The 21,616-nt window shown below is 51.1% G+C and carries 19 protein-coding genes and 1 pseudogene; 3 read left to right on the plus strand and 17 right to left on the minus strand.

Translation table 11 applies throughout. The features are described from left to right. Window positions 1–54 precede the first annotated feature (54 nt). Window positions 55–138, plus strand: a pseudogene (locus ACPV3A_RS32900) (IS3 family transposase); the annotation flags it as partial. A gap of 287 nt (window positions 139–425) precedes the next feature. Here ACPV3A_RS32900 and ACPV3A_RS32905 read toward each other — a convergent pair. The 8 genes from ACPV3A_RS32905 to ACPV3A_RS32940 form a co-directional block, all read right to left on the minus strand. Next, the gene (locus ACPV3A_RS32905; protein ID WP_426203963.1) at window positions 426–878 is read right to left on the minus strand and encodes a GNAT family N-acetyltransferase; all 453 of its coding nucleotides are present in this window, start codon (window positions 876–878) and stop codon (window positions 426–428) included. Further along, window positions 878–1,531 (minus strand): sigma factor, encoded by a 654-nt coding sequence (locus ACPV3A_RS32910; RefSeq protein ID WP_426203965.1) that lies wholly within the window; start codon window positions 1,529–1,531, stop codon window positions 878–880. Before ACPV3A_RS32910 ends, ACPV3A_RS32905 begins: the two co-directional genes overlap by 1 nt. A 258-nt stretch (window positions 1,532–1,789) precedes the next feature. Further along, window positions 1,790–2,611 (minus strand): MBL fold metallo-hydrolase, encoded by an 822-nt coding sequence (locus ACPV3A_RS32915; RefSeq protein ID WP_426203967.1) that lies wholly within the window; start codon window positions 2,609–2,611, stop codon window positions 1,790–1,792. An 86-nt stretch (window positions 2,612–2,697) separates the two neighbouring features. Next, window positions 2,698–4,632 carry an FtsX-like permease family protein gene (locus ACPV3A_RS32920; RefSeq protein WP_194540956.1) on the minus strand — a complete coding sequence of 645 codons (1,935 nt, stop codon included), beginning with the start codon at window positions 4,630–4,632 and terminating at the stop codon, window positions 2,698–2,700. Further along, a complete protein-coding gene (locus ACPV3A_RS32925) occupies window positions 4,607–5,377 on the minus strand; it encodes an ABC transporter ATP-binding protein (RefSeq protein WP_426203970.1) in 771 nt (256 codons plus the stop codon). The genes ACPV3A_RS32920 and ACPV3A_RS32925 overlap by 26 nt, the downstream gene beginning before the upstream one ends. A gap of 529 nt (window positions 5,378–5,906) precedes the next feature. Beyond that, window positions 5,907–6,893 carry a sensor histidine kinase gene (locus ACPV3A_RS32930; RefSeq protein WP_426203972.1) on the minus strand — a complete coding sequence of 329 codons (987 nt, stop codon included), beginning with the start codon at window positions 6,891–6,893 and terminating at the stop codon, window positions 5,907–5,909. Window positions 6,894–6,902: 9 nt separating this feature from the next. Continuing rightward, window positions 6,903–7,595 carry a response regulator transcription factor gene (locus ACPV3A_RS32935; protein ID WP_071221576.1) on the minus strand — a complete coding sequence of 231 codons (693 nt, stop codon included), beginning with the start codon at window positions 7,593–7,595 and terminating at the stop codon, window positions 6,903–6,905. Between the two features lie 62 nt (window positions 7,596–7,657). Continuing rightward, window positions 7,658–8,392 (minus strand): acyl-[acyl-carrier-protein] thioesterase, encoded by a 735-nt coding sequence (locus ACPV3A_RS32940; RefSeq protein WP_233354750.1) that lies wholly within the window; start codon window positions 8,390–8,392, stop codon window positions 7,658–7,660. Between the two features lie 196 nt (window positions 8,393–8,588). Between ACPV3A_RS32940 and ACPV3A_RS32945 the strand changes: the two genes are divergently transcribed. Continuing rightward, a complete protein-coding gene (locus ACPV3A_RS32945) occupies window positions 8,589–8,846 on the plus strand; it encodes a GlsB/YeaQ/YmgE family stress response membrane protein (protein WP_006208269.1) in 258 nt (85 codons plus the stop codon). A gap of 147 nt (window positions 8,847–8,993) precedes the next feature. On the opposite strand, the gene ACPV3A_RS32950 is transcribed toward ACPV3A_RS32945, so the two are convergent. Further along, a complete protein-coding gene (locus tag ACPV3A_RS32950) occupies window positions 8,994–9,887 on the minus strand; it encodes an SDR family oxidoreductase (protein WP_426203976.1) in 894 nt (297 codons plus the stop codon). 129 nt (window positions 9,888–10,016) lie between these two features. Here ACPV3A_RS32950 and ACPV3A_RS32955 point away from each other — a divergent pair, with 129 nt between their 5' ends. Further along, the gene (locus ACPV3A_RS32955; protein ID WP_426203978.1) at window positions 10,017–10,970 is read left to right on the plus strand and encodes a helix-turn-helix transcriptional regulator; all 954 of its coding nucleotides are present in this window, start codon (window positions 10,017–10,019) and stop codon (window positions 10,968–10,970) included. 74 nt (window positions 10,971–11,044) lie between these two features. On the opposite strand, the gene ACPV3A_RS32960 is transcribed toward ACPV3A_RS32955, so the two are convergent. The 8 genes from ACPV3A_RS32960 to ACPV3A_RS32995 form a co-directional block, all read right to left on the minus strand. After that, the gene (locus ACPV3A_RS32960; protein ID WP_426203979.1) at window positions 11,045–12,019 is read right to left on the minus strand and encodes a ring-cleaving dioxygenase; all 975 of its coding nucleotides are present in this window, start codon (window positions 12,017–12,019) and stop codon (window positions 11,045–11,047) included. Between the two features lie 333 nt (window positions 12,020–12,352). Next, on the minus strand, window positions 12,353–13,951 hold the full coding sequence (locus ACPV3A_RS32965; RefSeq protein WP_426203981.1) for a response regulator: 1,599 nt from the start codon (window positions 13,949–13,951) through the stop codon (window positions 12,353–12,355). 21 nt (window positions 13,952–13,972) lie between these two features. Further along, entirely contained in the window at window positions 13,973–15,316 is a 1,344-nt protein-coding gene (locus ACPV3A_RS32970) for an ABC transporter substrate-binding protein (protein ID WP_426203983.1), read from the minus strand. A gap of 16 nt (window positions 15,317–15,332) precedes the next feature. Next, window positions 15,333–17,057 carry a cache domain-containing sensor histidine kinase gene (locus ACPV3A_RS32975; RefSeq protein WP_194540948.1) on the minus strand — a complete coding sequence of 575 codons (1,725 nt, stop codon included), beginning with the start codon at window positions 17,055–17,057 and terminating at the stop codon, window positions 15,333–15,335. 79 nt (window positions 17,058–17,136) lie between these two features. Continuing rightward, the gene (locus ACPV3A_RS32980) at window positions 17,137–18,000 is read right to left on the minus strand and encodes a carbohydrate ABC transporter permease (protein WP_071221584.1); all 864 of its coding nucleotides are present in this window, start codon (window positions 17,998–18,000) and stop codon (window positions 17,137–17,139) included. Next, entirely contained in the window at window positions 17,997–18,953 is a 957-nt protein-coding gene (locus tag ACPV3A_RS32985; RefSeq protein WP_426203986.1) for a carbohydrate ABC transporter permease, read from the minus strand. Before ACPV3A_RS32985 ends, ACPV3A_RS32980 begins: the two co-directional genes overlap by 4 nt. A gap of 115 nt (window positions 18,954–19,068) precedes the next feature. After that, window positions 19,069–20,418, minus strand: a complete 1,350-nt coding sequence (locus ACPV3A_RS32990) for an ABC transporter substrate-binding protein (protein ID WP_426203988.1) — start codon at window positions 20,416–20,418, stop codon at window positions 19,069–19,071. A 187-nt stretch (window positions 20,419–20,605) separates the two neighbouring features. Beyond that, window positions 20,606–21,586, minus strand: a complete 981-nt coding sequence (locus ACPV3A_RS32995) for a ketoacyl-ACP synthase III (protein WP_426203990.1) — start codon at window positions 21,584–21,586, stop codon at window positions 20,606–20,608. Window positions 21,587–21,616: the final 30 nt, after the last annotated feature.

The raw sequence follows: 21,616 nt of genomic DNA on the forward strand, positions 1-21,616 counted from the left end.
AAAACAAGAGATTAAAAGCTATATGACGTATTACAACCACTATCGATATCAACGTATTACAACCACTATCGATATCAATGGAACTTAAAGAAGATGACTCCTGTACAGTACAGAAATCATCTTCTTCAAAGTGCCTAACCTTTTTTAATTGTCCTTTACATGGGGTACATTTTAATGAACCATCGTCCACCTTCTGTCCCCCAGCGGGAAGCCGTGCCCGGGGCACGGCTGTACAGTCAATATATAAGGGATGGCTGTTGTGTTCTTAACCAGGTGGACTCAGAGCCTTCGCGCCATGACAAATAAACCTCACGAAAAGTGGGTTTTTGCCAAAAGACAAGCAGAGAGTCCTATACAATTTGGTTAGTTAAGAACACGCACCGACATCAAGACAGCTCCCCTATTTTCAATATATATCCCGCCGACTAAAATCTGTTGGCCATAAAAATGATATCCTTCTTCACTTCAAAACCGTGTTTCCGATAAAAATCTTCCGCCGGAAGATCCTTTTCCGTAAGCAGCACCATGCAATGAATGTTAATCGATTTCAAATACTCCTTTATGCCATGCATTAATGCCGAACCTAGTCCGCCGCCCTGCAGATCGGTATCGATATAATACTCCTGGATATAGTATTCCTTACCGCTATACCAACTCTTCGTATGACCAAAACAAGCTCCCAGTATCTGACCATCCTGTTCTATAACAAATCCCAGGAATACCGGATTGTCCATAAATTCTCCGAGGTATTGCTGTACATGCTGCACGGAGTCCCACTGATCGAACCAGGGTTCGCCGCTAAAGACCTTGAGCATCAGCTCGGAACATGCTCCAAGGTCGGGTTTGTCCATCAATCTGACATTCTGTTTCGTTTCCATCAAGCCGTTACACCCCATGATCTGTGAATGATATCGTAATCGCCGATAAGCCTAACCGTCCGGATCATCATGAGTATAGGAGCAAAGTTCTTCAGACTCGGCTCCTTACATACTATCGGGTCGTGGCTCACGTTCCTTTCCGTGGAAGGATCCAATCTTTCCGCCAATATGGCACGCGCCCGGTACAGCCGGGATTTCACCGTTCCTTCCGGTATACCTACCATCTTGGCGATATGGTTGATCGGTATATCCCGATAATAGTGAAGCTGAATAACTCTGCGTAAATCATCTTCCAGATGGGTCACGGCTTCGTTGAGTTCGATCGCTTCATACGGCAGTGCATCGACACCCCCAGTGGCAAGTTCAACCGTCCGCAGCCGCTGCTGGGAGCGCAGCAGTTGCAGGCATTCATGAATAAGAATGCGGGACAGCCATGTTCTAAAATAAGCAGGCTGCTTTAAGGTCGACATCGCTGCGAAGGATTTATAAATCGCTTCCTGTACGGCATCCGCGCAATCCTCTTCCCGCCTCAGATACAAGCGGGCCAAGCCATACAAATTACGCTCACAAGCGTGGACCAGCCTGCTAAAGGCTTCCCGATCCCCATGCTTGGCAAGCTGGACATCGCGTACTATATTGGATTTCTTGTTCACATTGGGAGACCTCCTCTGCAACACTTCCTTTGCCTTACATAAGTTAGATGCCTGAGAGCGCGATTAGGTTCACGCCAGTTCATCTTTTTTTTAAAAATCTGGTGTTGCTATCACCTTCATTTTCGCACAATTCCGTTAATCATTTCCATATTGAATATTCAGCCTATGAAAAAACACCGCAAGGCCATCGCCCTTATGGTGTCTCGTTCAGCCTATAAAACGTTCATATCATGAAACGGATGATTGATCCGTCCTCATTCAATTTGGTTCCTCATCCACATACCGACCTTGCTCGGGAACGGCCAAACGATCAAAATTCCGAGCTAGCCGTTCGAGTGAAGCGGTAAGCTCCTCACCCCGCATCGAAACTCCGTGTCCCGTGATCAGAACTCCGGGATTCAAGCTTGACAGGCGGCGAACCGACTCCCGCGCAAGATCCCAATCCGGGGTAAAATACATCGGCGGACCATGCAGCTCCTTCTCCTGCCCGATGACGGCTAGCGCCGACTCTTGCTTCACCGTAATCACCGCGTCTCCCGCAACGAGGACTCGATCCCGTTCGCGGAACAGGGAGATATGGCCGGGGCTATGGCCCGGTGTCGGCAGCCATTTAAATTCAGAAAGACCCGGCACGCTGCCGTTCTCCGGCAGCGGTTGTATCCTGGAGCCCAGATCGATGGCTTTGTTCGGATACATCGGGGCAACGCGGGCCATCAATCCGCCGCCCACGCTTGGATCACCTGGTGGATAGTCTTCTTTTCCCGTAAGGAATGGGAGTTCATCCCGATGAGCGTAGACAGGTACACTCCAGCGGTCCGCCAATTCCTTCACATTCCCGACATGGTCGAAATGGCCATGGGTGAGCACAATGCAAACCGGCGGCTTTCCGAATCTTTTCTCAGCTTCTTCTACAATGGACCCTTCAAAATTTCCGAGTCCCGTATCAATCAGTACCCAGTCGCCCGTCCCCCGCGTACCGATCATCTGGACGTTCACCATAACCGTACGCAAGGATAGAATATCCGGCGTAATCTCTTCCGTCTCGACTGCACCCGTCTTTAACATGCTGTGATCATTCATTATGGAATCGCCCCCACTTCTCGTTGTAAATGCTTCTTGTAATAACATACCCGTTTTGGCACTTTTCAACGAAGAAATGGCGATTTTTACTGAATGATTTTGTTGAGACGGTCCAGATAACGCCAGCGAGTAATAAAGAAATATATGACCTGGATGCTCAGGAAGAAGATAAAGATCTTCAAACTGTGCCCAACAATCGAGAAGTCTACCAGTTGCTGCAGGGCTACGAAGGCAACGCCGCTATGAATGAGTGCGATCAGCATTGGTAAAAAGAACATAATGACAAGCTGCTTGGTAATGATAGTGCCAAGCTCTTTTTTGCTGAGTCCGACCTTCGCAATCATGCGATACTGCTGTTCGTCCCGGGCAAGATCCGCGTACAGCCGGAAATAAACAAAGCTTGCCGCGAAGGTGAAGAACACGATGCCGACCAAGCCGCTTACCATAAGCAGAATGCCGTTCTGCTGCTGAGCACTTTTCCAATCCATATACAATGATTTTACATAATAACTGTAGTCCTCATTCTCGTTGAGACGATCCAGAATCGCTCTGGATACATCCCCAGTATTCTTCCAATCCTGTACGTAAAACGTATGGTATGCCGCATAACCGTACTCCTCATCCTGATCCTGCTGTGCCTTGAACGCATCGTCGTACAAGCGGTCGGATACGACCAGCGTCTCGCCATAGGTTGCCGGTACGGCAATAAACGTTTCGGCTTTGAGCACCTTGACGATTTCCGATTTCTTGCCGTTTAATACCTCGAACTGACTATTTAAAGGACCGTTGATTCGGTAGCTGTTCTTCTCCGAGACCGTTCCCGGAGTCAAGATTCCTTCCAGATCGCCCAATGTTTCTGCCGGGTAACCCAGTGACTGAATGAGACGGTTATATTGGCTAAGCTTAACCAGCTGCACCCCGTTATCCGAGAAAATCGGGGTAACCTCCGCCTCCTTATAATCGAATCCGCCCTTTTTAAGCTCCTCCCTGATGATATCAAGATGCCGATTCCCTTTATCAGCGTCCTCATCATACATGGAGTATGTGTAGGCATAAGGATTCTCCATGGCCGACAGCCCCGGATCTCCAATTGCGAGCGTGGTCCCGATACCGGTAAAGGCAGATGCCGAGATAACCGAAACGAGGAAAAACATCACCGCATTGTCCTTGATTCTGTACAGGAGCTCCGAGATTGTCAGCAGATTGGTTCGACGGAAGAAAAATCGCTCCTTCTTCTGCAAATACCGCATAAAATATACGCTGAACTGGGTGAAGAGAAAATACGTGCCGATGACAACGAGAACAACGCCTCCAAACAGCAGAATAAAATTAAAGATTTGGAGAATCGCAAAGGCCAAAACCATACCGTATCCGGCACCAATCAACAGGACAGCCAGCACGGCCAGCCAAGGAGAGGCTTTGGGCTGCGGTTTGGGACTTTCCTCCGCTTTAACGAGCGCAAGCAGCGTGCCCTTCCTCAGCATGAACGAAGAACACAGTGCAATCAGCAGGAACAGGACGGCATAAGCCGCTGCTGTGATAAGAAGCGCTTTGAGCGGAAAATAAAACGGAAGTCCATTATCCACGGCCAGCAGCTTCGCGCTGATTAACAGAATCAGTTTCGAGAACAGAACGCCCGTCCCGATCCCGGCTGCGATCGCCGCAACGCCAATCAATATATTTTCGATGAACAGCATTCGGTTCAATTGCTTGCGGGACATCCCGAGAATCAACAGTATGCCGAATTCCTTCTTCCGGACTTTAATAAAGGCCCCCACGGAATAGAGCAGGAAAAAGAACGAAAAGACAAACACAATATACTGGGATACCGTCATCCCCATCGTGCCCAGCATGGACATGGTATCACTGGAGGACACCAGGCCATCCTTAAGCTGCGGATGAAACGACAGCAGCCCGTAGGTAAAGAAAATCATGACCGAGAAGGCGCTGCTCAGGAAATGGGCGATATACGTGCGCTTGCTGCGCAGGACATTGTTAATGGCGAACTGGCGAAAATTCATGTCCCGAACCTCCCAGCAGCGATAACACATTGATGATTTTTTGATAAAAGGCCGATTGGCTCTCGCCGTATGTGATTTCGTTGTACAACTGACCGTCCTTGATAAACACCACCCGATTGCAGTAACTTGCGGCAACCGGATCGTGGGTGACCAGCAGCATCGTCACTTTGTCCTCTTTGTTTCTCCGGTCCATAATCTCCATGACGTCGCGCGCCGATTTGGAGTCCAGATTCCCCGTCGGTTCATCGGCCAGGACCAGCTTCGGTACATGGATCATCGCACGTGCTACGGCCGTCCGCTGCGCCTGTCCCCCGGATATTTCGTAAGTCCGCTTATCCAGAATCGATGTAATGCCCAGCTTCTCGGCCAATATCCCTACCCGGCGATTCATCTCATCCAGATCCACCCCGTCCAGCGCCAACGGCAGCAGGATGTTCTCCTTCACCGTCAGCGTATTCAGCAGGTTGAAGGACTGAAAGACAAACCCGAGCTCTCGGCGGCGAAACATCGCGAGTTTGTCCTGGGATAAACGGAACGGATCTTCCCCGCCAATGTAGATCTCCCCGGATGTGGGACGGTCGATGGTTGATATCATGTTAAGCAGCGTTGTTTTTCCGCTGCCGGATGGTCCCATGATGCCAACGAATTCCCCTTCGTTGATGCTCAGATTGATATTGGAAAGCGCCTCGTGGGACACCGCGGCCTTGTAGACTTTGCCCAAATTGCGCACGTTTAGAATTTCCATCTTGTAAACCTCACCTTCGTTATTCATATCTTGTAAGGTTAGTGTATAGCATCCCCGGAGCTTCTCCTATCGATCACTCTTTCACCAATCTTACATCGGTGTAAGATTCATGCGCAGACCCACTCAGAGTACGTCACGGTTGTGATTCTAAGGCCGCTTCGAGTACGTAACGTTCCTACGATCGCTGTTGCCCCCTAATTTTCTGAACGATTACGCTGTGGTAAAAATTCGGGTGCAAAGGCGACCGCTTCGCTTCTTCGGAATCGTTTCGTCCTCTTTCGCTGGTGCGTGCGGATGCATACTTCAATATATTAAACAAACAAAAAAACCTTATCTCAGCGCTTCGTAATGTTTACCAAAACATTCTCAGCGCGAGACAAGGTCAGCTTACCAGCTACGTGACCCAGAGTATCTGATTACAACCCCTTCAATGCAGTCTCGAAACAAATACGTTCGGTGGCCCTGAACCACCATGGATGGTATAACCGTCATAACATCCTCAGTGAACGACCGCCACCATGAGATAGTCTCACCTCGAAAAAATCAACCTCACGGTCGTTCCTTTCCCCTGCTCGGATTCCAACTCGATTTGGTGGTTCATTTTATGAACGACCTCCTTGACGAGATATAAGCCCATGCCGGTGGATTCCTTCAGCTTGCGTCCGTTTTCCCCGGTATAGAACGGGTCGAACACCCGCTTCATGTCGGATTTGGGTATGCCTATCCCGCGATCCGTGATCTCCAGCACAACATGACGGTGATTCTCGCTCCGGTGGGCTTGGATCGTCACTTTAAGGCCGGTACCGGCGGAATATTTGACGGCGTTGGACAGCAGCTGCAGCATGATGAAACGAAGCCACTTGGCATCCGTCTGGACGGTGAGGTCCGGGTTGATCCGGACTTCCGGATACACATGGCTGTGAATAAAGTAGCGCTTGTTCTCGTGAACTGCATCGACTGCAATCTGGTAGAGCTTCACAGGCTCCACGCTGAAATCCTGTTCAAATGTTTCAAGCCTGGACATGTAAAGCACCATCTCAAGCCCGCGCCGAATCCGGTCGGACTCTTCGGATATACTCTTGAAGGAATCGTTATCATCTTCTTGCGTGATCACCTCAATGACAGACAGCGGCGTTTTCATCTGATGTACCCATTGATTCATGAAGATCATATGCTCTTTCCGCCGGCGCTCCCACTCTTCCATGACCGTTCGGTATTGACGGTATTGCTCTTCCATAAGCTCGCTAAGAGCCGTGGGCAGCGGGGCGGATTCATTATGCTTGATCGATTCCTCCAGCGACCTGATAGGCTGTGACAGCCGCTCATAGAAATCCCGGTGCGTGAAGTACCTGAATGCCAAGTATCCGCCCAGAATGGTCAGACCGAGGAAAACGGCATAGGCCGCTGTCACCGGATGATCATAACCGTCATACCAGAATACGAGCAGCACCACAAACAACTCGGCGACCGTAAATAGTATCAAGGGCAGTTGCTCACGCCAAAACAGCTTTTTCACAGCCTGCCCTTACCTCTTCCAAACCGTATGCAGTCGGTATCCGGAGCCGCGGATCGTTTCCAGCGCATTCTCAATCCCTAATTCCGCAAGCCGTTTGCGCACCCGGTTAATATTCACGCTGAGCGTATTATCGTCAACGAATGTATCATCCCACAGCTTCTCCAGAATCGTCTCGCGCGTGACCAGCCGCGGGCTCCGGCTGAGCAGCGTTTCCAGGAGGATGGTTTCTTTTTTGGTGAGTATGGATGTCCGGTCCTCAAGGATCAGCTCCATCCGTTCGGGATACAGGACCAGCCCGTCCTTCTCAACCGTACGCTCGGCGGATGCTGCTGCATAATCACCGTATACGCGTCGAAGCTGGCTGTGGATCTTGGCGATGACGATATCATAAGCAAACGGCTTGGTGATATAATCATCCGCGCCGTTCTCCAGCGCCCGTAACTGATCGGGTGTCCCGTTCCGAGCGGATATGAAAATAATCGGACAGGTTGAGACCGACCTGATCTGGCGGCACCAATAATAGCCGTCAAAGCTTGGCAGATTCACGTCGAGCAGAACAATATGCGGCTTTATCTCATGGAATCGCTCCAGCACATGATCGAAATCTTCGATGATGGTTCCATCATTTCCGTACCGCTCGATATGCGATTGCAGCAGCCCCGCCAGCTTGGGGTCATCCTCAACAATCATGATTTTGTACATCCGTTCACCCTCCATGAAGCGTCAGGCCGTTCTTTCCCTTCCGAAAGAATCCACCTGATGGTTTATGATTCCCTAACGATAGCCGCTTCAAAAAAGTTGGTTCCGTCAGGCGACGTGCCTTGTACGTACACCCTGTTGTTCTCTTCTACCGAACGTCGGATCAGCATCGTATCCTTCAGCCTGGCCTCGTTATGATATGTAATCTTGAAGCCGGTCACTTGCCCTTCCCGAAGCTCCTGCTCACTCAGCACGTCAAAGCACAGGTCTGCATAACGGGCATTATTCAAATGACCATTCGTATCGATTCCGCTGTACCGGACCATGTACGTATAAGCCTCATCCAGCTGTACTCCTTCCGGTAATACGGCTTTGTTTGGCAGTTCTCCAACCGTTTCCTCACCGATCGGCACCTCATATGGAAACATGGACGGACGCAAAATTTTCCGTTTATGGATATCTACCAGGGCCCATACCGAGCGGGCTTCGCCCAGCATTTCTCCAGAGCCGTTCTTTATCCGATAATCCCGGTGCCACAGCGCTCCTTTGGACCCGCGGCTCCAGGTGTCAACATATACTGTGTCCATATCCCTTGGCATCTGCCGCATATCAAGCTCAAGCGTTATCAGCATCCAGCCCATTCCCCGCTCGATCATCTCCTCGCGACTGATCCCGAGCGCCTCAATATGCCGGTCAGCCGCTCTTTGCAAAATACTGAGCAGCGAAGACCAACGGCAATCCCCTCTAAAATCCGCATCAACGGATTGAATCGTATATTCTTCAGTCCATTTCTCAACCATGAGTCCCATGCCAGCTCCTTTATTATTCTCAACCTAACGATAATTCAAGCATAATCAAAAGCCCAGCATTTATCAAAGAATGACACGATATTTCGTCTGCTGGAAAAAAGTGATTTTGTCATCATCCGGTTTAAAAGTCACGTCTTTGGTTAATAGTAAGGCACAAACAACTATAACTTATACGAGGTGATAAACAATGAGTTTTCTTTGGTCATTAATCGTTGGTGGTATCATTGGTTGGATTGCGGGCTTGATTATGGGCAGAGACATTCCCGGCGGTATCATCGGTAACATCATTGCTGGTTTTGTCGGTGCTTGGCTTGGTGGACTTCTGCTCGGATCTTGGGGACCGGAAATGGGAGGATTCTTCATCCTGCCTGCTCTGATCGGTGCCGTGGTGCTTGTCTTTATCGTCAGCCTGATCATGGGTTCGATGAGACGCGGCCGTTCCTAACTTGATTGAATAGGATGAAGACTTTCATGGTGCGATTTACCGGCAACTGCCACGATTCAGATTACGCAGCGGATAAATCCACAACCAAACAGGGTGACCTATTCGCCATCATGGCGGTAGGTCACCCTGTTTTACATGCCCCTTCTTTTATAAAAGAGGAAGGGCTTGCTTCTTCGCATAATTCCCCCAATGCGGCCTGCGTCCATCAATGTCGCTAAATCCGTATTCATCCGACAAATCCCAGCTGGAGAGCGCCTTGCCGCTCTTGTCGGCTACATTCGGATCGGCTGCGAGCGCAGCAATGCCCTGCGCAAGGAAATACGGGGTCTCCGACTCGATGAAATGCGGCTCTTGCGCTGCGGCATCCTGCCAATTGTCTTCCGTCACGCCAAAGTGATCCAGCATTTGCTCGGAACGCAGAAATCCTGGCGTAACAGACAGCGCAGTTACCTGATAGGGACGCAACTCTTCCGCCATGGCAGCAGCCAGGTGGATCGCCGAAATTTTTGCCAGGCTGTAGTACAAGTTCCCGCGATACCGATACGTAGATCCATCCGTAACTTCAATGACCAATCCCCCGCCGCTGTCCACCATCAGCGGAACACCGTAATAACTTGTGATCATGTGCGTGGTAACCGCCCGCTCCTGCATCAACAATCCATCGGACAGAAACTGCTCCCAGAACGGGATATTCCAGTGCGTGAGGTTCTCGCCTCCCCATATATCATTAACGAGGATGTCCAGCCGTCCTTGCTGCTCCTCGCGAATCCGTTCAAACAATGCCTTTACTTGCTCCTCTACGGTATGGTCACATTGCACGGCGATGCCGATTCCACCCCTCGCCGTCAACATATCCGCCGTGTCATCAATCGTCTCAGACCGCTTGATATCCGACACCTGACCACGTACGCTCCGTCCCGTGCAATACACCGTTGCCCCTGCAACACCCAGCATCACCGCAATGGCGCGGCCAGCCCCACGGGTCGCTCCGGCAACGACGGCTACTTTACCTTGTAATGGCTTAAGCTCATTCTGATTCATAGCGTAACCTCCACCTGTATACTGAATATTCGCAACATCCTTATCGTATCAGTCATATATGACATCCCTTGTCTTACATCCGTGCTACAATACAATTATCTTCTACAGATATTAAAGAGGTGACATGACTTGAGGGCGGATCGTCTATTGTCCATTATGCTGATGCTACAAAACGGGGGTAAGAAAAATACCCGTTATTTAGCGGAGCAGCTCGAGGTATCGGAACGAACGATCATACGCGATATGGAAAGTCTAAGCTCGGCCGGTATTCCCGTCTATGCGGAAAGAGGCTCCCTCGGCGGTTGGGTGCTGGAAGAGAGCTATCGAACGAACCTGACCGGGATGACGCCTGATGAGCTCATCTCCCTGCTGGTCTCCAGTCACAGCCCGCTGATCGGGGATCTAGGAATCCGCAAGCAGTTTGATGCGGCCTATCAGAAATTATTGGCCTCTTCCCCCAGCTCCGTTAGGCAGGACGCCGAAATCATTCGGGAAAAAATCCATATTGATGGCGCAGGCTGGCACTCCTACCGCGAATCGCATCCGTATCTTACAGTGCTTCAGGAGGCGCTGTGGCTGGATCGTATCACCCGAATCCAATATATGAAGGAGGAGGAGCGAGTCGAAAGAATCATTTATCCGCTCGGGCTGGTTGCCAAACGCAGCACCTGGTATGTGGTCGCGGAATCCGAAGGCGAATTGCGAACCTACCGTGTATCGAGAATCGTGGATGCCGTCATGTCCGAGGATACCTTTGAGCGCCCGACCGATTTTAATCTAGCCGAGTATTGGGAGGAGTCGCTGGCACGGTTCATGCAGAATCTCCCGAAGTATCCGGCACAGGTTCGAATGACCGTCTCTCTGATCAAACGCTTTGAGCGGGAGCGATACGTAAAAATAATCCGATGCGACATGGAAAGCCAGAACGACGGGTGGATAGCGGCAGATTTGGAATTCAACACCCTGGAATCGGCCTCCGCATTCCTTCTAAGCTGCGGAGCGGAAATCGAGGTGATTGCTCCGCAGGAGCTGCGCGAGCATGTCGGCACAGCCGCAAAAGCCATTTCACAGCTGTATGAATAGATAAAAAAAAGCACCCGGCAAATGCCTCAAAATGGAGGCTTGCCCGGTGCTTGTTGCTGCGCATATATGCGCCATTATGATTGATTGGTATGAAGAGGCTTCAGGTGCGCTTTAATCTGTTCCCGCTTCGGCTCAAGGAACGGCGGCAGCGCTAGGGATTCGCCGAGATGATCGATATGCTCATCCGTGTCAAAGCCCGGGCCGTCGGTAGCCACTTCGAACAAAATACCGTTAGGCTCTCTGAAATACAAGGAACGGAAGTAGAAGCGATCGACAAACCCCGAATTCGAAAACCCTACATCGCCAATCCGGTCGATCCATGCCCGGAGCTCCTCCTCGTCCTCTACGCGGAATGCAACGTGATGAACGCCGCCCCGACCAAGCCGCTCCTGCGGAAGGTCCGTTCGTTCCTCGACGTGCACTTCCGCTCCCGTTCCGCCTTCCCCTGTCTCAAAAACAAGGATATCTGGCTGCCCGTCTACAGGCGAGGCATACTGACCTTTGTAGCGGAAGCCCATCAGCTCCGTCAATACCTTCACGGTCTGCAGCGGATTAGGCACGGTAAGCTGTACCGGACCTAAACCGATAATGGCGTATTCCGCCGGAACCGGTCCCTTTTCCCACGGGATGCCTCCAGGAACGCCCTCATTATGTTCATCCGAAACCAGAATGATGCGCTGACCCTCGAAATCCCTGAAGAGAAGCGTCAATCGGCCGGCACGTTCCTTGATCTCCTCGCGTTCTACACCGTGCTCATCCAACCGCCGGGTCCAGTATTCCAAAGCGCGGTCACTGGGCACGCGAAGGGATGTTGCCGAGATGCTGTTGTTTCCCTCACGGGTCCGACCGGCCATCGGAATTTCGAAGAAGGTAAGCTCCGTCCCAGGGTTTCCTTTTTCGTCGCCATAAAACAGATGGTATACCGAGACATCGTCCTGGTTCACCGTCTTCTTAACCAAGCGCATGCCAAGAACCTTTGTATAAAATTCGAAGTTCCGCGAAGCCGCAGCCGTTAACGCGGATACGTGATGAATTCCTTTAAACTTCATGACTTCAACCTCCATTTATATTTGATTTATTCTTCATTAACGAAACCACGTGAACCATCCAAGGCACCTGTCTGTTATAAAGAAACGCCTTATTCAAAAAGCTGCTTCACCCTTGCTTCTTCAACTTATCTTGTGCATCTGGTGCTTAATCTCAGTTTAGTATTTAACTCAGAATACGTCAAGTCTTAACATTAAGATATTTAAAATAAAAATAACAGAACTCTTTTTCCCTGATCAACTCCGGAAAAATGGATCTGTTATTCATTCCCTGCTATGCTGAAACCTATCCTCGCATGATTGGCCCATTAACACCACGAACGGGGCTTCGCCTCTTTAAGTCTTGGATATCGCCTCTTCCCGATACTCGGAGGGCGTTTTCCCTGTTATTTTTTTGAACACCTGCGTAAAATAGCGCGGGTCCTGATACCCTACCATTGGCGCTACCTGGTATACCTTCACATCCGTATTCAGCAGTATACTCTTGGCCTTCTCGATCCGGCATTCCGTTAAGTACTCCAGAAACGTATATCCCGTTGTTCCCTTAAACAGGGTACAGAAATGGCTGATGCTCAAATCCGCCAGCTCCGATACCTCTTCAATGCTGAGATCCTTCTGGTAATTTTCCGCGATGTACTCCTTGGCTTTGCCCATAACGGCCTGAACATTGTCCTTGGCCTGCCCGGACCGGCTCTCGGCAATCCACTTGCTGAAATGGCTTTTCACGACCTCCATCAGCTGCTGAAGGGTGCCGGATGCATGAAGCTCCTGCAGCAATTCCTCCAGCGACCACTCAAACAGCACCTTCATATGCTCAAACTGCCGATACAGCACGACACTCATCTCCAGCAGCACCCGCTCGGTCATCTCACGGCTGAACGCATGCTCCTCGATATAAGCCTTGGTCTCGTCAAAAAGCTCCAGCAGCCGCTCCTTGTGAAGCGTGCGGATGCTTTCCACCATGAGCGACTCGAGATGCTTCGGATACTTCGCTTCGCTGGCCGTTTCCATAATGGAATCGGGCGTTCCTAGAAACACCCCCTCTTCCCCGGAATAAAACCGCTGGTATAAGGCGCGGACGGCGGTCTCGTAAGCCGTTCCCAAGCGGTCTATCCCGGCCATGCTGGGACTGAAGCCGACCGAGCAGGACAGCTTCGTATTCCGCTTGATCAATTGCACCAAATCCCGGCCGATCTCCTCCTGCCGCTCCCTCGTCAGGTTTGGAAACAGCAGCACCCATTCGCCGCTGCGGAAAGGAAATACCGTCAGTCCGCCATGCTGCAAGGACCATTCCTCCAGGACGTTCCGTACGGCAAACAGCCACAAGCGCTTCTCGTCCATGCTCCATAACTCGTTAAGCCGCAAGTAATGATCCAACTGAATGACGGCCATCGTGTATCCATGCTCCAGCTCGCTGTCTTCCAGCCACTGCATATGCTGCAGGGGGCTTCGATTTCCCTCGATAAATTCCGTGAGCATCCTCTCTCGGGCCAGCAGAGATAAAACCTTGATCGAGTGCAGCATTTGATCATCCGCAATCTGCTTCTCCAGGGTTCTAGCAGCCTTGGCTATCGTTTCCGTCAGCTCATCGTGATCGATCGGCTTGAGCAAGTAATCGAAAGCCCCTTCGCGCAGCGCTTCCCTTGCGTATTCGAATTCGCCATACCCGCTAATGAAAATAATGATCCGCCGTGCCTGATCCGCCTTCAGCTCCTTCATGAGCGTAATGCCATCCATTCCCGGCATCCGTATATCACTGATGATCATATGCGGCGATACTTCACGCGCCAGCTTGAGAGCGCTGTCCCCTGTCTTGGCCTCCCCAACGACTTCGAGATCCAGCTCATCCCAGGGGATGGCTGCCCTTAGACTGCGCAGAATGATCGGCTCATCATCGACCAGCATAACTCTGAATTTGCCTTCCGATCCGCCCATGACGTTCCCCCTGTCTTCTGTTTACTCTGCTGTCGTATTCCGCCTAAGCTTCCAATACCGCACCGAGGACTTCTGAATTTGCTCCAATGCGCCGGCAGCATCGATCCGTCCTCCAATCATATCCTCGATCACCTTAAGGAACGAACTGTTCACCTCGGGTGATAACGTGTTGTCGTAAGGGAGAAAGGTGCTCGTAGACTCCTCCATCAATTCCGTGACTTGGGCAAACACCGGCCCGGTTTTCTTCGAATCGTAGTCAATCTTCATCGAAGGGACGCGCAGTCCTTCATACACCAGCCGAGTCTGCACCTCTGGAGTATAGAACATGCCCAGCAGCTCCAGAGCCGATTGCTTCTTCGTTTCATCCAAGTCCGATGACAGCCCGATGCCGATCGTATATCCCCCTGCCAAGGACCGTTCTTCGCCAGGAAAAAGTGACGGAAAGGGAATGACGCCGATCTCGTTCTGAAAATCCGGGTAATCCTCATTCTGCAGCAGCGTAATATCCCAGCTGCCGTTCATATACATTGCCGCTTTTCCTTCCGTGAACTGGGCAATCGCTTCTTCCGTGGAAAGATCGTTCGCGTTCGGACTAAACGCCCCTTCTTTGATCCACAGCTCCAAGTGCTCAAACGCCTCCAAGTAGGAGTCCTGCACAAAGCTGACCTGATCATCTCCTTCAACCAGACGGTCAATCAGTTCCGGCCCGGCGTAGCGATCCATGAAATAGTGGGCAAAAATTCCCGCCGGCCACCTGTCTTCGTTGCCGACCGCAAAGGGGATGATATCGTTCTCTCGAAGAACACGAATAGCTTCGTCCATCTCTCCCAGCGTCTTCGGAGGCTCCAGTTTCAGCTGCCGGAATAAAGCCCGGTTATAATAGATCGGCTCTGCGTGTCCCTCGAAGGGCAGGCCATAAATACGGTCCTCGAAGGTCCAATGATGCAGATCCTTGAACTGCTCCTTCAATCCGGTATCCTGCAAAAAATCCGTTAAATCCATCAACCGGTTGGATCTGGCATAGGGCACGATCTCGGCTCCTCCGAACAGGACAAACATATCCGGCGGCGTGCCGGTCACCATCTCGCTCTTCAGCTTTTGTTCCCGGTGAATCGTCTGATCGATGCTCTCGAAGTTCACCTTTACGTTTGGATGCGCTTTCTCATAAGTGCGAACGATGCTCTCGAATACCGCCAGCACCGGCTTGTCATGCTCCTTGTTCCAGAAATGCCGGAACGTCAGCGTAATTTTCTCCGGCTGTTCCTCCTGGGCCGGTCCCTGATTCTGTACCGTCACCCACACGACAGACAGCGCCAACAGAGCGGCATATCCGACGATCCAGCCCCAATTCCAAAACCATCTCACCCTGCAGCCCCCCCTGTCATGTCAGTATTTTCGGTATTCGGATTCGGATCAAGGAGCCGTAACCTGGGGAGGAACAGATCATCAGGCCGTAACGGCTGCCAAACCGGATCCGCAGCCTTTCATGGACATTCTTCAATCCGACTCCGTTCTCGCGATACTTCTTGAGCTGTCCCGGATCCGAATTCCACAGCTTCATCAGCGTCTCCGGATCGAAGCCCGGACCGTTGTCCTCCACGTCAATCACGATATCCTCGCCGTCCTCGGACACCCGGATGGAGATCAGTCCGCTTTCCTCCATCGGCTCGATCCCGTGATATAAAGCGTTCTCAACAATCGGCTGAATAATCAGCTTTTGCGTAACGTAGTGCCTCAGTTCATTCGGAAGCTCAATGCCGTAATCGAATTTTTCTTCAAACCTGAATTTCTGTATCCGCATATAATGCTGGACATGCTCCAGCTCCATGCTAAGCGGTATGAGTTCGTGATGCTCGCTGATGCTGATGCGCAGCAGCTTTCCAAGTGAAACCACCATCTTGCTGATATCCTTGTTGCCCTGAAGCACGGCCATCGAATTGATCGATTCCAGTGAATTATAGATAAAATGCGGATTGATCTGAGCGACCAGCGCCTGCAGCTCCGCTTCCTTTTTTCGTGCTTGTTCCGTCTCGACCTGTCCGATCAGCTCCTGGATCTGGGTGCTCATCCGGTTAAAGCCGTCGATTAACAGATCCGTCTCGTCTTCTGCCACGTTATGCGACGGGATCGGGACGAAGATGCCCTGCTTGACGCGCTTCATCCCGTTCACCGCGCTGATGATGCTGCGCACCATTCTGCGCACAAAAAAACGGTCGAACAGGAACGCCGACACGAGCGAGATCAATCCCAGGATCAAGGCTAGGTTGCGAATCGGGACCGATTCGGCCGAAATCAGTTTACTTGGCGTGATGGCGACCAGAAACCAATCTTTATTATGAGAAGGTGAATATGTGATCAGCGATTTTTCGCCTGCATATTGATCGATATAGTAGCCTTTTCCATTCGTCTTATAACTATCCGAGAGAAACGGGAATTCCGTCCGCTCCCCGATATGCCCGCCTGACTTGCTAAACACGATGTGCCCCTGCTGGTTGACCAGCAAAATGTCTCCCTGCTTCAGCGTTGCCGCCTCCCAGAACACCTGATCGAGGAGATCCGGCTTCACGTAGATCACCACGGTTCCGATATCCTCCAGCGAGTAATAGTCCTTGATGACCCTGGATTGAATCAAAACGGGAGCGCCGTCAGCCGCAGAGCCGTTCTCGCCGGGTCCGACCCATACGGGACGCCCCTCCGCCTTCTCTACTGCTTCATACCATGCCTGCTGCCTCAGTTCCTGAAGCTCCATTCCGCCATTCGTGTTATACATCAACCGGTCATTCGAATAAAAAGCAAACGACGCAATCATCGGATGATTGATCAGATTGTTGATCTCCTGCCGCCGTTCATAGGTAACCGCGTATTCCGGCTGTTTCAGCATCTGCTGAACCGATTGCTGGGTAATCGCCGAGTTCGAAATCGTCGTGATTTCGTTCAAGGCGAACTTCAGTTTGCGATCCGTTTCCAGAAGCGAAATCCAGTAGAAATCATTCGACTTCTTCTCCATCGCTTCCGAAAAGCTGTAATAGGATACCCCGCCCAGCGCGATGACCGGAATGAAGACCAGAAGAATAATAGCCAGCAATATCTTTCGGCGGAGTTTCATGGATCCTTCCTCCCTCCACTCTACTATGTCTATTATTCTTCATGACAGGCCGCATTCCTTGTCGACTTCACCTTGCTTGTTAACTTTTTATGGCGCCTGATGTCAGTCCCGCGATGACGTAGCGGCTGAACAATAGAAACACAATGAGAAGCGGCAGCGTCGCCGTGAAGGTGGCCGACATGATCATTCCGAAATCAAGGCCGTCCTTATTGGTGAACAATTGCTGCAGCGCAATTTGAATGGTGTAATTTTCTCTGTTTTTCAATACGACGAGCGGCCAGAAGAAATCATTCCACACGTTCATGAAATTCAGAATCCCAAGCGTAGCCATCGCCGGTGTTACGACAGGAATGGCGATGTTCCAGAAAATCCGGAAATGTCCGCCGCCATCAATCCGCCCCGCTTCGATCAGCTCGGTATGAACGGCGGAAGCGATGTACTGCCGCATCCAGAAGATGCCGAAGGCATTGACCATGGCGGGCACGATCAGCGCTTTGTAGCTGTCGATCCAGTGCAGCTTGGCCATGATGACGTACTGTGGAAGCACGCCCAGCTGGGCAGGCACAAGCATCGTGGCAATGACAAAGACAAACAGCGTCTTCTTCAAAGGGAATTCATACTTGGCAAAAGCATAACCCGCCAGCGTACAGAGGAACACAACGGACAATGTAACGGCGGAAGACACAACGACCGAGTTCATCAACGCCCTGAAAAAATCCGTTCGCTCCAGCACGCGCGAGAAGTTATCCAGGAACTCCGTTCCGGGCGTAAGGAGCGGCGGAATATGAAATGCCGCATCCTTGTCATTCGTAGCCACGACAAACATCCAGTAGAACGGGAAGATCGAGACCAGCGCGCCAAGGATCATGAAGAGGTAGAAGAAGAATTTGGCGATAATACCGGGTTCATCCGGTTTTTTCCGGCTTATGGCGACTGTGCTCATGCTTTTTTACCTCCCGTATCTTTACCTTCGCGGCCCACCATCATGTTTAATACCGAGAATAGAATCGTGGCGATAAACAAGAGCACCGCCGTTGCCGCAGCCGTACCGAAAAATCCGTTCTTAAATGCTTCATTATACAGATAAGTGACCATCGTGACCCCTTCCTGCCGCGTAGAGCCCGTACCGGACTGACCTAGGAATACATAAGGCTCCGTAAACAATTGGAGCGCCCCGATCGTCGATACCAAGGTAACGAACAGAATGAATGGCCGAAGAAGCGGCAGCGTGATATAGAGCAGCTGCTGACCTCGGGTGGCACCGTCGATTTTGGCCGCCTCATAAATATCGGTCGGAATGCTCTGCAGACCCGACAGAAAAATAATGGCGTTATAGCCCATCCACCGCCACATGACCATGGACGATATTGCGATTTTGACTCCCCACCAGCCGGAATTGAACGGTACGCTTTCCGCGCCGAAGGTGTTCAGGAGCCAGTTGACCATCCCGTTGTTGCCAAACATCGTACTGAACACCAGCGTTACGGCAACGATGGAGGTGATGTTCGGCATAAAATACAGAATGCGGAACGTGTTCTTGAACTTGTTCAAGGCTGAGTTGAGCATAACCGCAACAAATAATGCCACAATCAGCTGCGGCACGGTTCCCATCAAAGCCATAATGAGTGTGTTGCTGAAAGCGATCCAGAAGGTCGGGTCGCTTGTAATCAGCTCGTAGTTCTTGAAGCCGACGTACTTCATCGGTCCGAGTGCATCCCATTTGAAGAAGGACAAATAGATGGTAAAAAGAATCGGATACAATCCAAAAATTGCGAACAAGATGAAGAATGGCGATATGAACGTATAAGCCGTAAACCGGCTGCGCACGGTCTCCGTCAACATGCGCCGCCTCGGGGGCACCGGTTGCGGTGACTCTGCTGTAACTGTGTCTGCCATGAATGCACCTCCAGGTAGATAAGGATAAATCCGAATCCGAGCGAAGAGAGCTTCCTCCCTACTCGGATTCGGACGGATTACAGGCTGAATGAGCTGGCGAGGAATACTCCTTTTCCTAGCTGCGATCAACCAGCGTCTTGATTTGTTTCATTGCGCTTTCCCATTCTTTTTGCGGGTCGGCTTTTTTCTCCAGCACGTTTTTGAGCGCGTTCTTGATGATCGTGTCGGTCTGGTCGTGAAGCGGTCCGTAGTAAACCGGCTTGATGCGTTCCGCCGACTTGGCATACGCTTCGGAAATGACTTGACCGCCGAAGAATTCATCCTTCTCCTCCGTGAATGAAGGCTCGCTGTAAACCGCCGGGATGGATGGGAACAAGCCGCTGTCCTTGAACGATTTCAGCTGATTCTCTTTGTTGAGCACCCACGAGATGAATTCGTAGGCTTCCTTCGAATGCTTGCCTTCCTTCGGCAGGGTCAGGAACGAACCGCCCCAGTTGCCTGCTCCTTCAGGAAGCTGGGCAATCTGCCATTTGCCTGCGGTATCCTTCGCATTGCGGATCGTACCGGCAATCCAAGCCGGGCCGAGCATGACGCCAAAGTCTCCATCATTGATCGCTTTTTGCCATTCAGGAGACCACAGAATCCAGTTGCCGATCCAGCCTTCCTGAATTCCTTTTACCGTAAAGTCGTAAGCTTTTCTCACTTGCGGGTTCGTATCTCCGATAAAGGAGCCATCCTCTTTGTTGAAGTAGATTTGATCCGGGGATTGGTCGCGCACCCCGTTATATACCAGGTCCGTCAAGTCGGCGAACGGCTTTCCTGTTTTGCTTGTGAAGTCCTTGGCTACGCTGGCGAATTTGTCCCATGAATCAATCGCTGCGCTAAACCCGTCCGGATCCGTCGGCAGTCCGGCTTGCTCTGCCATATCCGTACGGTAATATACGACCGTAGGACCGATGTCTGTTGGCAGACCGAGTTGGAAGGTGCCGTCAACCGAAGTAGCCTGCTTCCATTTCCACTCCAGGTAGTTGCCTTCTAAGTCTTTAGCGCCCAGATCGTACAGATTGTAGAATTTATCCTGGTTGTTGATATAACGCTCCATAAACGCGATTTCTAATTGGAAAATGTCAGGCGCGCCCGAGCCAGCGGACAATGCTGTCGTCAGGTTGTTGTGATGTGCGGTTTGATCCGACGTATTCTGGAATTTGAACGTGATGTTCGGATGCTCCTTCGTATATTCCTTTGCCAGATCCTCATAGTTGGTTGTTCCCAGCGACCAGAAGGAGAGCTCGATTTTCTCTGTGGACTCGGTTCCCTCTTTCGTATTGTCCGTCTCTTCGCTGCTGCTGCCTCCCCCCGGAGATTCAGCCGTACTGCTTCCGTTACCGCCGCCTCCACATGCGGCCAGCGTGAACACCATGATGACACTCAGGAGCAGCAAGCTCCATGACTTAAACCTTTTCATCGTTCTACCCCTCTTCCATGAAACGTATTTTTCTTCTTTAGTCTAATGAAAGCGGCGCCAAATTTTGAGGTGGTAAACTTTCGAATTTGAGTTGAATTTATTACGATTCAGGTTCGTTCATCCAAAAATCGCAGCACAAAAAAACCGCATATCGTATGTCGATAGCGGTCTTATAGATATTAAGGAATCATATCGTCCATTTGACGATGGAGCCGGCATAGGTCATTCCCCCGCCAAACCCGTAGAGTAAGACGTGGTCTCCCGCTTTGAGCCGTCCTTCATCCACCGCCAGCTGAAGTGCAAGCGGAATGGAGGCTGCCGACGTATTCCCGCGGTACTCGACGCTGGTTAAAGTGCGATCCATGGTAAATGGCCCCCGCTCGTTAATCGCCTCGATCATGCGAAGATTGGCGCTATGCGGGACAAACCAATCCACTTCCTCCGCGGTCATGCCTCCTTTGGACAGAAGGGAACGGACGCCGTCCGGAATGTTCCGAATGGCCCACTTATAAATTTCACGACCATTTTGAACAAGACAGCCGCTCTTTAATTCCGTGCCGTCCATTTGCTCAGAGAGCGCTGTTTTATACAGATGTATGCCGCCCTCGCCAAAAGTTCCCGATACAGACGCGATGACACTTGGCGAATCCTCATCTTTCTCCAACAATACGGCACCAGCGCCGTCCCCAAACAATACGCATGTCGTCCGGTCGGTGTAATCCGTAATCTTCGATAAGGTTTCTGCGCCGATAACCAGAATCTTACGGTAGGCTCCCCCGGATATTAATCCGTCAGCCATCTGGAGCGCATATACAAATCCCGCACAGGCGGCATTCAGATCCAGGGCACCCGTGCTTGCAATGCCCAGCTTCGATTGGACCCGTGAAGCTGTACTGGGAAAAGAATATTCCGGCGTGCTTGTGGCCACAAGAATCATATCAGCATCCCGCACGGTTACGCCGTATCGATCAACCATATCCTCTACAGCCTTGATGGCGAGATCCGACACGTACTCATGCGGGGCAGCAATCCGGCGCTCCCTCATGCCTGTTCGCTGCACAATCCACTCATCACTCGTTTCAACCATCTTCTCTAAATCCGCATTGGTTAATATCCGTTCAGGAACATAGGTCCCGATTGCCGTAATTCTTGACTTTGATTGGCTCATCATTCACACCTCCAAGTTTATAACTATTAT

This window comes from Paenibacillus sp. Dod16 (genome assembly GCF_049893405.1).
GTDB lineage: Bacteria > Bacillota > Bacilli > Paenibacillales > Paenibacillaceae > Paenibacillus_AQ.